At 72.0% G+C, this 13,687-nt stretch carries 12 protein-coding genes; 5 read left to right on the forward strand and 7 right to left on the reverse strand.

The features are described from left to right. Positions 1-332: 332 nt before the first annotated feature. A complete protein-coding gene (locus ACEZDE_RS05660) occupies positions 333-485 on the reverse strand; it encodes a hypothetical protein (protein WP_380533049.1) in 153 nt (50 codons plus the stop codon). On the opposite strand from ACEZDE_RS05660, the gene ACEZDE_RS05665 reads away from it, so the two are divergent. The 3 genes from ACEZDE_RS05665 (at position 478) to ACEZDE_RS05675 (ending at position 5,296) form a co-directional block, all read left to right on the forward strand. Continuing rightward, positions 478-801: a hypothetical protein gene (locus ACEZDE_RS05665; RefSeq protein WP_380533052.1), complete on the forward strand. Its 324-nt coding sequence runs from the start codon at positions 478-480 to the stop codon at positions 799-801. The two genes, ACEZDE_RS05660 and ACEZDE_RS05665, sit on opposite strands and share 8 nt — an antisense overlap. Before the next feature lie 76 nt (positions 802-877). Continuing rightward, the gene (locus ACEZDE_RS05670; RefSeq protein WP_380533055.1) at positions 878-3,055 is read left to right on the forward strand and encodes an MMPL family transporter; all 2,178 of its coding nucleotides are present in this window, start codon (positions 878-880) and stop codon (positions 3,053-3,055) included. 426 nt (positions 3,056-3,481) lie between these two features. Beyond that, the gene (locus tag ACEZDE_RS05675) at positions 3,482-5,296 is read left to right on the forward strand and encodes a flavin monoamine oxidase family protein (protein ID WP_380533058.1); all 1,815 of its coding nucleotides are present in this window, start codon (positions 3,482-3,484) and stop codon (positions 5,294-5,296) included. A gap of 65 nt (positions 5,297-5,361) precedes the next feature. On the opposite strand, the gene ACEZDE_RS05680 is transcribed toward ACEZDE_RS05675, so the two are convergent. Then, a complete protein-coding gene (locus ACEZDE_RS05680) occupies positions 5,362-6,453 on the reverse strand; it encodes a glycoside hydrolase domain-containing protein (protein WP_380533061.1) in 1,092 nt (363 codons plus the stop codon). A 506-nt stretch (positions 6,454-6,959) separates the two neighbouring features. On the opposite strand from ACEZDE_RS05680, the gene ACEZDE_RS05685 reads away from it, so the two are divergent. Then, on the forward strand, positions 6,960-8,549 hold the full coding sequence (locus ACEZDE_RS05685; RefSeq protein ID WP_380533064.1) for a purple acid phosphatase family protein: 1,590 nt from the start codon (positions 6,960-6,962) through the stop codon (positions 8,547-8,549). A gap of 65 nt (positions 8,550-8,614) precedes the next feature. Here the strand turns inward: ACEZDE_RS05685 and ACEZDE_RS05690 are convergent, their stop codons facing one another. From ACEZDE_RS05690 to ACEZDE_RS05705, 4 genes are all read right to left on the reverse strand, one after another. Then, positions 8,615-8,737, reverse strand: coding sequence for a hypothetical protein (locus ACEZDE_RS05690; RefSeq protein ID WP_380533067.1), 123 nt, complete (start codon positions 8,735-8,737; stop codon positions 8,615-8,617). Between the two features lie 47 nt (positions 8,738-8,784). Further along, a complete protein-coding gene (locus tag ACEZDE_RS05695; protein ID WP_380533070.1) occupies positions 8,785-9,591 on the reverse strand; it encodes an exodeoxyribonuclease III in 807 nt (268 codons plus the stop codon). Between the two features lie 69 nt (positions 9,592-9,660). After that, positions 9,661-10,323 carry a GNAT family N-acetyltransferase gene (locus ACEZDE_RS05700; RefSeq protein ID WP_380533073.1) on the reverse strand — a complete coding sequence of 221 codons (663 nt, stop codon included), beginning with the start codon at positions 10,321-10,323 and terminating at the stop codon, positions 9,661-9,663. Then, the gene (locus ACEZDE_RS05705) at positions 10,310-11,173 is read right to left on the reverse strand and encodes a thioesterase family protein (protein WP_380533076.1); all 864 of its coding nucleotides are present in this window, start codon (positions 11,171-11,173) and stop codon (positions 10,310-10,312) included. Before ACEZDE_RS05705 ends, ACEZDE_RS05700 begins: the two co-directional genes overlap by 14 nt. 212 nt (positions 11,174-11,385) lie before the next feature. Here ACEZDE_RS05705 and ACEZDE_RS05710 point away from each other — a divergent pair, with 212 nt between their 5' ends. Next, positions 11,386-11,625: an isoamylase early set domain-containing protein gene (locus ACEZDE_RS05710; RefSeq protein ID WP_380533078.1), complete on the forward strand. Its 240-nt coding sequence runs from the start codon at positions 11,386-11,388 to the stop codon at positions 11,623-11,625. A 54-nt stretch (positions 11,626-11,679) separates the two neighbouring features. Here ACEZDE_RS05710 and ACEZDE_RS05715 read toward each other — a convergent pair whose 3' ends face one another. After that, positions 11,680-13,308, reverse strand: coding sequence for an MFS transporter (locus ACEZDE_RS05715; protein ID WP_380533081.1), 1,629 nt, complete (start codon positions 13,306-13,308; stop codon positions 11,680-11,682). Between the last annotated feature and the right edge of the window lie 379 nt (positions 13,309-13,687).

Raw genomic sequence — 13,687 nt, forward strand, 5'->3', positions numbered from 1 at the left:
GGGGTCCGGGCGTGGGGCGGGCGAGGCGACGAGGCCGCCGCTTGCCGCACTCCGCGGTCGGCCCCGCCGTCGCCCGGCTCGGCACCAGCAAATCGCCTCGAACACCTGAATCGCGCACGGTCAGCCGAGTGAATTTTCACCGCGCGAACGCGCCCCCGCACCATCAGTCACCGCACCGTCCGACAGGTGAACACATCCGTGCACGTCACACCTAGCACCCCGGCCCGGGGAGACAGCACGGGGCCACGGCTCACGCACCCTGCGCTGTGACGGACGTCACGTTTGGGGGGTGAGCGCGAGCCGCGGCCGGGTACAGCGGTCCACGACTCGGGTCAGCCGTTGATGATCGAGAAGCCGACGAGGACACCCGCCGAGACGGTGGTCTTGCCGGGGCTCAGGTCGCCCTCGCCTCCTGCGCCGCCGCCCTGGCCGTGGCCGTGGTAACTGTTCTGCAACTGGTCGGAGTCCACGTCCTGGATGTGCACGACCGGGCCGAGCCGTGCCCCGGCCGCATCGGTGTACAGGGTTGCCTTCTCGCGCGCGGAGCTCCTTCTTCGTGCTCACGTCGAACTCGACCCCGTCGACCTGGTTGAACAGGGTGAACGGGGCGAGCAGGGCGGCGGGTCGCGCTTCCGCTACGACCACACCGGATTCACCGGCGTCGGAGGCCTGTTCATGTCCCGGATCCTCGGCGGCGTCCGCACCAAGATGCTCACCGTGGGCCTGTCCGCGGTACTGGACGACCTCGATGACCGGTGCGGACTCCGCTCGGACAGCGTCCTGAGGCCCAGGCAGTTCTAGCCCAGAAAGCCTGTGCGGCTTGCTCTGTACGCGACCTCCACCACGGCACTGCCGGCTACGGGTAGGAACAAGCGCTATGAACACATTGTCCGAGTTCGTCATCGCTCGCCGCCGATGGGTGGCTGCCCTCTGGCTGGTCGCCCTGGTGTGCGGCATCGCCGCCACCGGCGGGATCAACAAGCACCTGTCCAACGAGTTCTCCCTGCCCGGACAACCGGGATTCAAGGCCAATCAGCAGATCGTCGCCCAGTACGGCAACGGCGCCTCGGTCGCGCCCCTGGTGCCGGTGGTGACCCTGCCACCCGGCACCACCGTGGACGACCCGGCCGCCAAGGCGGCGCTGACCCGAGGCTTCGACTCCGTGGCCACGATCAAGGGCGTCCGCGTCGCCTCCTACGCGAACACCGGCGACCGGCACTTCGTCTCGGCCGACGGCCGCACCAGCTACGGACTGGTCTTCCGTCCGCCGTTCGCCACCAACGGCTTCAACGACAACGACATCGCCGCCCAGAGCGCCACCACCGTCGCCGACCTCAAGGCGGCGCTGCCGGCCGGCTCCGTGGTCCAGCTCACCGGCATGGACCCGCTGGCCACCGCCGGCACCACCAGCAGCGGCAGCGGCGTGCTGACCGAGGCCCTGCTGTCCGGCCTGGGCGCACTGGCCGTGCTGCTGTTCGTCTTCGGCTCGTTGCTCGCCCTGCTGCCGCTGCTGGTCGCCGCGGTCTCGGTGACCTCCTCGTTCCTGGCGATCCTGGGCCTGACCTACCTGACCGACGTCAGCTCCATCGTGCAGTTCCTGGTCGGCGTCATCGGCCTGGGCGTCGCCATCGACTACTCCCTGCTGGTGGTCACCCGCTGGCGCGAGGAGATCGCGCACGGCCACGACAACGAGACCGCGGTGCGCGAGTCGCTGAAGCACGCCGGCAGCGCGGTCGCGTTCAGCGGCGTCACCGTTGCCATCGGACTGGCGTCGATGCTGGTCCTGCCGGTTCCGTTCCTGCGCTCCATCGCGCTCGGCGGGATGACCATCCCGCTGGTCAGCGTGCTGGTCTCGCTGACCCTGCTGCCGGCCCTGCTGCTCGGCGTGGGCAAGCGCCTGGACTGGCCGAAGCTGCGTCAGGAGTCCACCGCCTCACGCGGTTGGACCCGCTGGGCGGGCTTCATCGTCAAGCGCCGCTGGATCGCGGCCCTGGTCTCGCTGGCCGTCCTCGGCTTCCTGTTCGTCGCCGCGTTCGGCCTGAAGATCGGCGAGCCGGGCGCGGACAGCCTGGCCAACGCCGGACCGGCCCGTGCGGGCCTGGTCACCCTGGAGCACTCCGGCTTCTCCACCGGCGTGCTGACCCCGATCGAGGTCCTCGCGCCCAAGGACTCCGCCGCCGCGGTCACCGCCGCCGCCGAGCACACCGGCGGCGTCCTCACCGCGATCTCCCCGACCGGCGCCGGCTGGCAGCACGACAGCACGGCCATGGTCGTGGTGATCCCCGGCACCGAGACCACCGGGCCCACCGGCCAGAGCATCCTGCGCCACGTCCGCACCGCCACCGAGCAGGCGGCCCCGGCCGCGATGACCGGCGGCAGCGGCGCCACCGACGTCGACATGATCAGCGCCGTCTACGGCAACCTGCCGCTGATGCTCACCCTTATCGGGCTGGTCACCATCGTGCTGCTGACCCGGGCGTTCCGCTCGATCGTGCTGGCGGTGAAGGCCTTCCTGCTCAACGTCCTCTCGGTGGGCGCGGTCTACGGCGTGCTGCGGCTGCTCTGGCAGGACGGCCACGGCTCGCAGGTGATCTTCGGGGTCCCGGCCACCCACGCGATCACGTCCTGGGTCCCGCTGATGGTGTTCGCGTTCCTGTACGGCCTCTCGATGGACTACGAGGTCTTCATCCTGTCCCGGATGCGCGAGGAGTACGACAAGTCCGGTTCCACCACCACCGCGGTGGTGCAGGGGATCGGCCGCACCGGCCGCCTGGTCACCTGCGCGGCGCTGATCCTCTTCGGCTCCTTCGCGGCGCTCAGCTCCAGCTCGGAGACGATGCTGAAGATCTTCGGCTCCGCTCTGGCGATCGGCATCCTGCTGGACGCCACGGTGGTGCGCGCGCTGCTGGTCCCGGCCTTGGTCTCGCTGCTCGGCCGCTGGAACTGGTATCTGCCCGGCTGGGCCGCCCGGGCGCTGCGGGTCGCCCCGTCGCCGCTGCCCGTTCCGACCGAGGACGTGCCGGAGCGCGTCCCCGAACCCTCGGTGGCGGGATAGCGCAACCTGCTGACCGGGAGACGAGGGGCGGGCCGTCATGGACGGGCCCGCCCCTTTTCCGTTGTCCGTCGCGGGTCGGCCACCGCGAAGCGGTGCGGTGGGTGGGGCGGCGGTGGCGTGTTCGGGTGGGCGCACAGGGGTTTCGGGTGCGGCGCGTGGTGTGGGGCGGTGCACCGCCAAACGGGTGACGTGATGGTCGTTCGTTTGCTGACGATCGGTCACGGCCTCTAGCTTCCCGTTCGGGGGCACGTCTGGGGCTCCTGCCAGGACGTGCCTCGGCTGACGGGCCCTCACCCGTCGCCCGGCACGGCCTGACCGCGCCGCGTGGAGAGGGCTGCTGCCATGACGACCGACTCGAACCACCCCCCGCGATTCGCCCCGAATCCGAATCCGAACCAGACCGAGGCCGCTGACGATCCGTCACCCATGCGCCGACGGGCCTTCATCGGCTCCGCGGCGGCCGTCACCACCGTGGCCGCGACCACGGCCCTCGCCCCACCCCGACGCGCACCCGACGCCGCCCCCGGTGCGGCCCCGGGCGTCGCCCCCGCCCTGGCCCCGGCGTCCGCGCCGGGTGGTGCCACCCCGGGCGCCAGCGCGGACCTCGCCCGCAAACTGCTGCTCGTCGGCGACCACGGCGAGGACCTGAAGCTGGAGTACCTGCGCGTCCTGATCGACGGGAAGCTGCCGCCGCGCGGCCCGGCGAAGAAGGTCCTGGTGATCGGGGCCGGTGCGGCCGGCCTCACCGCGGCGACGCTGCTGAAGGCCGCCGGGCACCAGGTCGTCGTCATCGAGGCCAACGGCAACCGGATCGGCGGCCGGGTCAAGACCTTCCGCGGCGTCTTCGCCGACAAGGCGCTGCACGCCGAAGCGGGCGCGATGCGGCTGCCCGACTTCCACCCGCTGGTGCTGGCCCTGGCCGACAAGCTGAAGCTCAACCGGCGCCTGTTCTACAACACCGACGTCGCCCCCGGCGCGAACCCCACCGGCACGGTGCCGCCGGTGACCTACCAGGCGTTCACCGGCGAGCTGTGGAGCAACGGCACCGACGACGGCAGCTTCAAGGCCCCCGCCGCCACCAACCGCACCCGCATCCTGGTCAACGGTGCGACGACCAGCCGCGCCGCCTACGCCGCCGCCCCCACGAAGGTCAACAGGTCCTTCGGCGACACCGAGGACACCGTCACCACCACGGCGGCCGTGGACAAGGCCCTGGCGAAGGTCACCGTGGCGGCGTCCGGCAGCATCAACGACAAGCTCAGCGCATGGGAGGCGATCCTGGAGCAGTACGACGGCTACTCCACCCACCGCTTCCTGGTCGAGGAGGCCGGCTGGGACCTGGCCCGGATCCAGGCCGCGGGCACCATCGAGAACCTCACCTCCCGCCTGCACTACTCGCTGATCCCCACCCTGATGGACCGCGCTGCGATCACCCCCACCGGCCGCTACTGGGAACTGGAGGGCGGCACCGACACCCTGACCACCGCCCTCGCCGCCCCGCTGCGCAACGACATCCGGCTGGGCCGCAGGATGACCCGGCTGGTGCAGACCGCGCACGGGGTCACGGTCGAGACCACCGCCGAGACCGGCAGCGAGACCTCCTGCGACGGCGCGCCGGTCAACCCGGTGGAGACCTTCACCGGCGACTACGCCATCGTCGCCATCCCCTTCTCCGCCCTGCGCTTCTGCGACGTCGAACCGGCGATGTCCTACCCCAAGCGCCGCGCCGTGACCGAACTGCACTACGACTCGGCCACCAAGGTCCTGCTGGAGTTCAAGACCCGGTTCTGGGAGAAGGGCGCCACCGGCTTCACCGGCGGCGGCTGCGTGTCCGACAGTCCCAGCCGCTTCACCTACTTCCCCTCGCACGCGCCCGACGGCTCCAAGGGCGGCGTGGTGCTCGCCGCCTACACCTGGTCCGACGACGCGACCCGCTGGGACTCGCTGACCGACGGCGAGCGCTACGCCTTCGCACTCAACGACCTTGAGCGGATGTTCGGTCCGGTGGTCCGCCGGGAGTTCACCGGCACCGGCGCCACCCAGTCCTGGGCGCGGGCCCGCTACGCGCTCGGCGAGGCCGTCGTCTTCACGCCCGGCCAACTCCACGAGCTGCATGCCGCCGCCCGTACCGTCGAGGGGCGGGTCCACTTCGCCGGTGAGCACACCAGCCTCAAGCCCGCCTGGATCGAGGGCGCTCTGGAATCCGGCGTCCGCACCTTCCTGGAGGTGCACCCCCGTTAGGAGTCGGAGGCCCCCGCCCGTCAGGAGTCGGAGGGCCCCCGCCCGTCAGGAGTGGGGCCCGCCCGCTAGCCGACGATCGCGACCGGGCCGTCCCAGGCGTCGTGGTCAACGGTGAGGGCGGCCCCGCCGAAGGTCTCCTTCAGGTTCACCGCGTACTGGTGGCCGCGGCGGTGGCCGGTCCACAGGCTGCTGGAGTAGGGGAACCCGGTGGTGGTGTCGGCGTTGCCGTCGTAGCGCGCGTACCAGAAGGCGTCCGGCAGGTCCGGCCGCCCAGCGGACTTCGCGCTGGCCACGGCGGCGGCGCTGCTCTGGCTGAAGCCGTAGAACCCGGCCCAGTAGCCCTTCCCGTGGGCTGCCCGGTCCCACGCCTGGACGTAGCTCTGCACCGCGGCCACACAGGCCGTGTTGCTGGTGTCGTATGCCTCCATGTCCAGATAGAGGGTGCTGCCCGCGCGCATGCCCAGGGCGGCGGCCCGGCTCGCGGCGTCGGCACCGTCGGTGGCGCCGAGCGAGTCGGCGTCGGCGGCGGTGATCCGTTCCGGGTTGCCGCCGGTCTGGCACGGCGGCTGGGCCCCGACATACAGCGGTATCAGCTTCCAGCCAGCCGAACTGACCGAGTGCACCCAGGAGTTGGTGAGCTGGGGCTGTGCGCAGCCGCGGTTCCGGCCGCCGACGTAGACAGCCGCGGCCCCGTACGGGGAGCTCTTGCGCCAGGCGGTCATGGTGGCGAGGGTGGGCGCGGTGCAGGTGTCGAAGGCCCGGCCGGTGAACACCGCGGGTGCGTGCCCCGGCAGCGGGACGCTCTTGGCCGGGGTGCCGCCGGACGCGGCCTTGCCCGCTTTCGCCCCGGCGCTGCCCGAGGCGGAGGCCGTGGCCTTCGCGCCGGCCGTGGTCGTGGCGCCGGCCGTGCCGGTCGCAGTGCCGGTCGCGGTCGGGCTGCCGCCGGCGGAGGCCTTGGCGCTCCCGGTGGCGCTGGCGGCCGGTGTGCCGCTCGGGCCCAGCGGCGCTGTGTCGCTGACGGTCCGTTGGCCGTCGCCGGAGCTGCCCGAGGTCGCGGCCAGCGCCACGGCCACTCCGCCGCCGAGGGCGACGGTCACGGCGAGGGAGATCACACCGTAGCGGCGGCGCGCGGACTTGGGACGGCGGCGGTTCGACACAGGACCCTCGGGGGAGTTGGCGGAGCGAGATCCGGGAGCGACCTCGGAAGCAGATGATCGCAGGCCGAATCGAACGGTGGCGAATCGGGGCGGCGTCCCCCGCCACCGGACGGCTGCCGCGGACGGGGAGCCGACGTCCCCGATCGGCAACCGCGGGCGTACGTGGAGCTGCATAAGTTCGTGAACGGTTGATATTTGTGGACGGCGAGCTGACGTATCGCCAGGGCATGCCGGGGCGCACAGGGAAGTGCGGGTGCGTCACAGGTATCCCCTGCGGGACGGACGGGCAGTCGTCATTGCGACAGGCAGGCGAGCAGGCGAGCAGGCAGGCCGCAGGCCACAAGCGGCATAGGGCCGCAGGCGGCCGGGACAGAAACACCTGAGCGCGTCCAGTTCTGAACTTCCGCGCCAAGCCGCTGAGAGATGTTTTACCCGCTGCGAAGACGTCCTGTCAATGACTCCGAAGCCCTTGCCATATTCCTGGTAATTGTACTTAACTCCTGCTCATGTTCGAGACCCCAGAGAGCAATTCAGGCATCACCGCCGGCACCCGGCGCGACCTCCTGCGGCTCGGTGCGGCCGGTGGCGCGGCCCTCGTCGCCGGGGGCGCGCTGCTCCCGGCCCCGGCCTACGCGGCTGCCCTGACCGCCCCGACCCGCTCCGGCGCCGCCCCGCTCGGCCGCGGCGACAGCACGTCCGGGTCCGCACTGCGCCCGTTCGGACGGCACCTCGGCTACGGCGCCGACCCGTCCCGGCAGGTGGTGGTCTCCTGGCAGGTGCCGGCCGCGGTCCGCGACCCGTTCGTCCGGCTCGGCACCCGCCCGGGGGACTTCGGCGCCCGTATCCGCGCCGAGGTGCGCCCGCTGGTCAGCCAACTCTCCTGGCAGCAGCCGGTGGAGGACGAACCGCTGGTCAAGCCGAGGACGGTGACCCAGTACTACCTGCACGCGGTGCTCGACCACCTGCTGCCGGACACCACGTACTACTACGTGGTCGGCCACCAGGGCTACGACCCGGCCGGAGGCCGGACCCGGCTCGGCGAGGTGGCGAGCTTCCGCACCGCGCCGTCGCCGGGACACGGTTCCGGCTTCACCTTCACCGCCTTCGGCGACCAGGGCGTCGGCTACAACGCCGTCGCCACCAGCACCCTGATCGAGGGTCTGGTCCCGGCCTTCCATGTGCACATGGGCGACCTCTCGTACGCCAACAGCGACGGCGGCGGCGACCTCACCGACTCCTACGACGCCCGGCTCTGGGACTCCTTCTTCGTCCAGAACGAGCCGGTCGCCTCGCAGATCCCGTGGATGATGGCGATCGGCAACCACGAGATGGAGGCCTGGTACTCGGAGGACCGCTACGGCGGCGTGCGGGCCCGCTTCACCATGCCCGACAACGCCTGGGAATCGGCCGGCACGCCGTCCACCGGCATCTACTCCTGGCGCTACCAGAACGTCGGCCTGATCAGCCTCGACGGCAACGACATCTGCTACAACACCCCGGCCAACCTGGACCGCACCCAGGGGCGCCAGCAGCGCTGGCTGGAGCACCGGTTGGCCGCCTTCCGGGCGGACCCCGGCATCGACTTCGTGGTGGTCTACTTCCACCAGTGCGCCTACTCCACCTGCCACGACAACGGGGCCGAGCTCGGCGCGCAGCAGCACTGGACCCCGCTGTTCGACACGTACCACGTGGACCTGGTGCTCAACGGCCACAACCACATCTACGAGCGCACCGACCCGATCCGGGCCGGGAAGCCCACCCGCGAGGCCCCGGCCGGGGGCACCGTCAGCGCCGCGAAGGACGGCACCACCTACCTGGTCGCGGGCGGCGGCGGGGGCGGGATCTACTCCTTCCCGGCCTCCGACAGCTACCTGGGCCACGAGACCCCGAACGACGCGCCGGTGCCGATGGTCGTCTGCGACCCGGACGGCGACAACGCCACCGTCCAGGTGCACTGGTCCCGGGTCCGCTACACCGGCTACTGCCTGGTCGCCGTCGACGCCACCCCAGCGGGACCGGGCCGCCCGCCCCGGCTGACGGTCCGCGCACTCACCGAGGACGGGACGGTGGTGGACCGCTTCACCCTGGTCCGCTAGGCGCCGAAGCCGAAGGGGTTGTCCCGCGCCGCGTCACCGGGGTTCTCCGCGCCCGGGGGGTGGGGTCACGCTTCGGGGATGTCGCGGCCGAAGGCTTCCAGGGTGATGGCGTCGGGCTCGGGGCCGCCGCGGGTACCGGTGTCGAGGTTGTCGAGGGCTTCGAGTTCGGCGGGGGTGAGGCCGACCATGAGGGGTGGCTGTCGACCGTGCCCGGCTGCTCGCTCCCGCGGTCACGTCACCCGAGCTCGAAGACCGCGGTGACCGGGGCGTGGTCGGACCAGCGCTCGGCGTGTGTGGAGGCCCGCTCGACGTGGGCTTCGACGCACCTCTCCGCGAGTCCCGGGCTCGACATCAGGTAGTCGATCCGCCAGCCCGCGTCGTTGTCGAAGGCGCGGCCGCGGTAGGACCACCAGGAGTACGGTCCGGCGACCTCCGGGTGCAGGCGGCGGACCACGTCGACGTAGCCGGCCTCGTCCAGGACGCGGGTGAGCCAGGCGCGCTCCTCCGGGAGGAAGCCGGAGCTCTTCTGGTTGGTCTTCCAGTTCTTGAGGTCCGCCTCGTGGTGCGCGATGTTCCAGTCGCCGCAGACCACGACCTCGCGGCCGTCGTCGGCGGCGCGCTTGCGGAGGACCTTGAGGTGGTCCAGGAACTCCGCCTGGAACCGCTCCTTCTCCTCCTGCCGCGGGGTGCCCGCCTCACCGGAGGGGAGGTAGAGGCTGGCGACGGTGACGCCGGGCAGGTCGATCTCTGCGTAGCGCCCGGTGGCGTCGAACTCGGTGGAGCCGAAGCCGATCCGCCGGGCCTCCGGCTCGGTGCGGGAGAGCACCGCGACGCCCGCGCGTCCCTTGGCGCTGCTCGGCGCCCACAGCGTGTGCCAGCCCTCGGGGGCGCGGACGTGGTCGGCGAGCTGGTCCGGTTCGGCCCGGACCTCCTGCAGGCAGACCACGTCGGCCTCGGTAGCGGCCAGCCACTCGACGTAGCCCTTGCCGGTGGCGGCGCGCAGGCCGTTGACGTTGGCCGTGGTGACGGTGAGCGTAGTCATGGTTCCCTGCTGGATCGGAGACGGACGTCCGCCCATTCTGGCGGATCGCGCTCCGGTCCCGGTGGGGGGTCACCAGAGCCGGTCGACCGGGCCCGGGTGCAGTGCGATCCGGGTGTGCCGGAAGTCGGCGGCGTGGACGCGGGCGTGCGGGGTGAGGAAGGCGGCCATGGTGACCTTGTCGAAGCCCGGACGGTCGCTGGGGAAGGGCTCCTCCGCGGTGCCGCCGACCAGGACCGCGCCGGGGAGGAACTGCCAGCCGGCGCCCTCGTAGAAGCCGCGGAGCGGGCGGTCGCAGGTGAACAGGCCGAGGTCGGCGCCGCCGCGGCGGACGGTGTCGAGGGCGGCGGCGACCAGTCGGCGGCCGTGGCCCCGGCCCCGGTGGGCCGGGGAGGAGACCACACGGCTGAGCCCGGACGCGGCGTAGCGCCGTCCGGCGTGGTCGAGCTGTTTGGACAGGACGTCCAGCGAGGCGAGGACGGTGCGTCCGTCCTCGGCCAGGAGGAAGAGGGAGAGCGGGCGGAGTGCCGGGTCGTGGCGGGGGTCGTAGGCGGGTGCGGGTGCGGGTGCGGCGGGAGGCGCGGGTGAGGTGGGAGGTGTGGCGGCGGGTGCGGGTGCCGGCGCGCTGGGCCAGGCTTGTTCCTGCAGGTCCAGGGCCTGGAGCCGCAGGTGTTCCGGGGCCTCGGACTCGGGGAAGGCGACGATCCGGGGCGGCGTCAGGTCATCGGCGGTCATCGGCTGCGGGGGTGACGAAGAGGGTCTGTGCGGCGCGGCCGATCATGGACTTCTCGTCCATGACCAGGCTGTCGGCGAGGCCGATCCCGGCCTGGTCCAGGGTGGTCCTGGACTGCAGGCCGACCCAGTCGCCGACCGGCGCGCGGCGCAGATGGAGCGTCAGATCGGCGTTGGTGTAACGGTACTGGGACATCTCGAGCTCGCCGGAGATGCCGTTGCCGGAGTCGGCGGCGATCAGGGTGCGGCACAGGCCGGAGGTCTCCTCTCCGTCGACCAGCGGGTACCGGATCCGGAACCAGCAGGCGGCCGGGCCGCGTTCGGTGAAGGAGCCGGAGGCGAACCGCACCTCGACGGCGGTGTGGTAGCCCTCGTCCCAGCGCACCGGGAAGCTGCCCTCCGGGCACTCCTCCGGTCCGGGGACCGCCCGGGGCAGGTCGACCTCGGGCGCGGCGGCGTCCTCGGCGCGCATCAGCAGCGCGGTCGCGCGCATGGCCACCCGCTGGTCCGGGCCCCGGAGTTCGGCCTCGACCCGGCCGACGTTGCGGCCGGACTCGGCGTCTCGGACGCTGACGGTGACCTCGGCGATCGGGACCGGGCGCAGCACCTCGAAGGTGGTCCGGACCACCCGGGCGCCGGGACGGGTCCGTGCCGCGTGCTGCTCCACGGCGCGTCCGAGCAGGGCGGCCGGGGGACCGGCGTGCTGGGCGTCGGGGCTCCACGGACCGCGGGTCAGCGCGGTTGCCGCGAAGCGGGTGGTGGCGAAGCGGTCGGACGGGGAGCCGGGGCCGGGGTCGGGACCGGAGGCGGTGTCCAGGGGCAGGTAGAAGGCAGCAGCAGCGGGAGTGGCCATGACCGGAGCGTAGCCGGAGCCCCCGCTCGGCCCCGCGCCGCCGTGGCCGGAGTCCGCCAATGGGCGTGAAGCGCCGGGGGTCCCTTCCGTCCGGGGTGGATCTTCGGCCATGCTGGGAGCGGGCGCCACGCCGTCGAGCGGCGTGGGGACGCAGCGGAGGGGAGTGAACGCAATTGCTGACTCGTACCCGTCTGTTCGGTGGACGGACCAGGGTGACGTTCCGGCTGGCCGACGAGCGGCCGGAGGGCACGGTGAGTGTGGTGGGTGACTTCAACGGCTGGCAGCCGGGCGTGGCCGAGCTGGTGCGGCGGCGCAACGGCACCAGGACGGTCACGCTGACCTTCCCGCCGGGGGAGCACCGTTTCCGGTACCTCGCCACCGGCGGGCTGTGGTTCGACGACGAGGGTGCGGACCGGATAGACCCGCAGGGGAGCCTGATCCGGCTGGGATGAGCGGGACGCACCGGAGTTGACGACAGGTCAGCACGTGGTCGGCCGGTCGGCCGGTCAGCCGCTGGCCTCGCCGCCGGTCGCGGGACGGCGGCCGTGGCGCATCAGGACGGCCACCACCAGGCCGACCAGTCCGGCGCCCGCCGCGAACAGCAGCCCGTTCCGGTAGCCGTTGTCGGTGTAGAGGCCCGGAATCGGGTGGTATCCGCCGGTCAGGGAGGCGGATACACCGGGGATGGTGACCTTGAACTGCGCCGGGTTCGCGGCCAGGAACGCGGTCAGCGCGGCGGTGCCGATGGAGGTGGCGAGGCTGTTGACCACGCCCAGCATCCCGGCGCTGATGCCCTGCTGCCGCGCGGGAACGGCCTCGACGATCAGGTTCGGCGCGGCGGCGTAGAAGGAGCCGAAGCCCAGCCCGAAGACCACCGCGATCACCGCGTACTGCCACGCCGAGTGCGCGTAGAAGGCGTAGAGGAGGGTGGAGACGGTGAAGGTGGCCATCGCCACGATCAGCGGGTAGCGCGGACCCACCTTGCGGGCCCACTCGCCCGCGGCCCCGCCGGCCAGCATCCCGGTGCCGCCGGAGAACACCGCCGAGTGCAGGCCGTACCCGAGCAGGGTCGCCCCGAGCCCGTACGCCATCAGGCCGGTGAAGCCGATGTGCACCATCGGCACCATCGACGCCGGGAGTTGGCCGTGGGACTCGGCCACCACCTGACTGGTGATCAGATGGGTGAGCTGGGCGTGGCTCGGCGTCTGCAGCATGTAGGGGATGGAGTAGCCCTGGACCCCGATCACGATGCTGCCGAGCATCGCCGCCAGCAGCACCATGGTCACCTTGGGCGAGAACAGCAGCTGCAGGTCCATGATCGGCTGGCTGGTGCGGTGCTCGACCGCGATGAACACCAGCAGCAGCGCCACGCCCCCGGCCGCCCAGCCCCAGGCGGTCGGACGGCCCCAGCCCCAGGTCGCGCCGTTGGAGAGGTAGATCAGCACGAAGCCGACACCGGTGGCCAGGGTCAGCGCCCCGGCCAGGTCCAGCCGCTGGTGGGTCCGCAGCGGCGTCTCCGGGACCAGCAGCACCAGCAGCGGGACGACCACGGCGACGAAGATCAGCAGGAACCAGAACAGCGAGCGCCAGGAGTAGTGGTCCAGCAGCCACCCGCCCAGCAGCGGCGCGACCAGCGCCGACATGCCGAGTCCGGTGGCGATCACGCCGATCGAGGCGGGGATGTAGCGGCGCGGCAGGATGTCGCGGAACAGCCCGTACGCCACGGTGGGCGCGCTGATCGCGACCGCTTCCAGGGCCCGGCCGACCAGGAACAGGGTCCAGGAGGAGGTGAGCGCGCAGATCAGGGTGCCGACCGCGAAGGACGCCCCGGAGATCAGCATCATCCGCCGCTTGCCCCAGAGGTCGGACATCTTGCCGAAGATCGGTGTGGTCGCCGCGCCGACCAGGCCGAAGATGATGACCATCCAGCTGATGTTGGCGCCCACGCCGGGGAAGGACGGGGCGATGTCGCGCGCGGCCGAGGCGACCATCGTGTACTGCAGCGCGGCGATCTCGGCGAAGAGGACGACGATGCCGATGACGGTGAAGATCCGGAGGCGGGAGGCGCCCTCCAGTCGGGCCGTCGGCGGCTCGGGATCTGGGGACGCGACGTCGGGAACCTGGGCTTGGGTCACGGGGCGGCTCCTCGCGGGGTGGGGCGGAGGGCACCTGGTGGGTCGTCCGCACCAAGTATCTAACAGACCGTCAGAAAGAAGGGAAGGCAAAGGACAGACCACAGGTCGGGGGCGGTGGTGTCCAGGCGGGAGCGGGTCTGCTTGAATGGGGCCATGGAGATGACTGCTGCCGCTGACGCGGTCCGGAGCGCGGGGACGAGGCGTCGAGACCTCGACCTCGAACCGTTCTGGCCGTCCCGGCAGCCGTTCCACTTCGACGAGACCTGTTGCCGCTGTCCTGGCGCGCAGGTCCGCGGGGTTCGCACGGGCGGCTGACCACAGCCTTCAGCCCGGCTCCCGCCATCACGTCGACCTTTCTCGCGCGCAGACGACCGCACCT

The sequence above is a fragment of the Streptacidiphilus cavernicola genome (genome assembly GCF_042510955.1).
In the GTDB taxonomy this organism is placed as follows: Bacteria; Actinomycetota; Actinomycetes; order Streptomycetales; family Streptomycetaceae; genus Streptacidiphilus; species Streptacidiphilus cavernicola.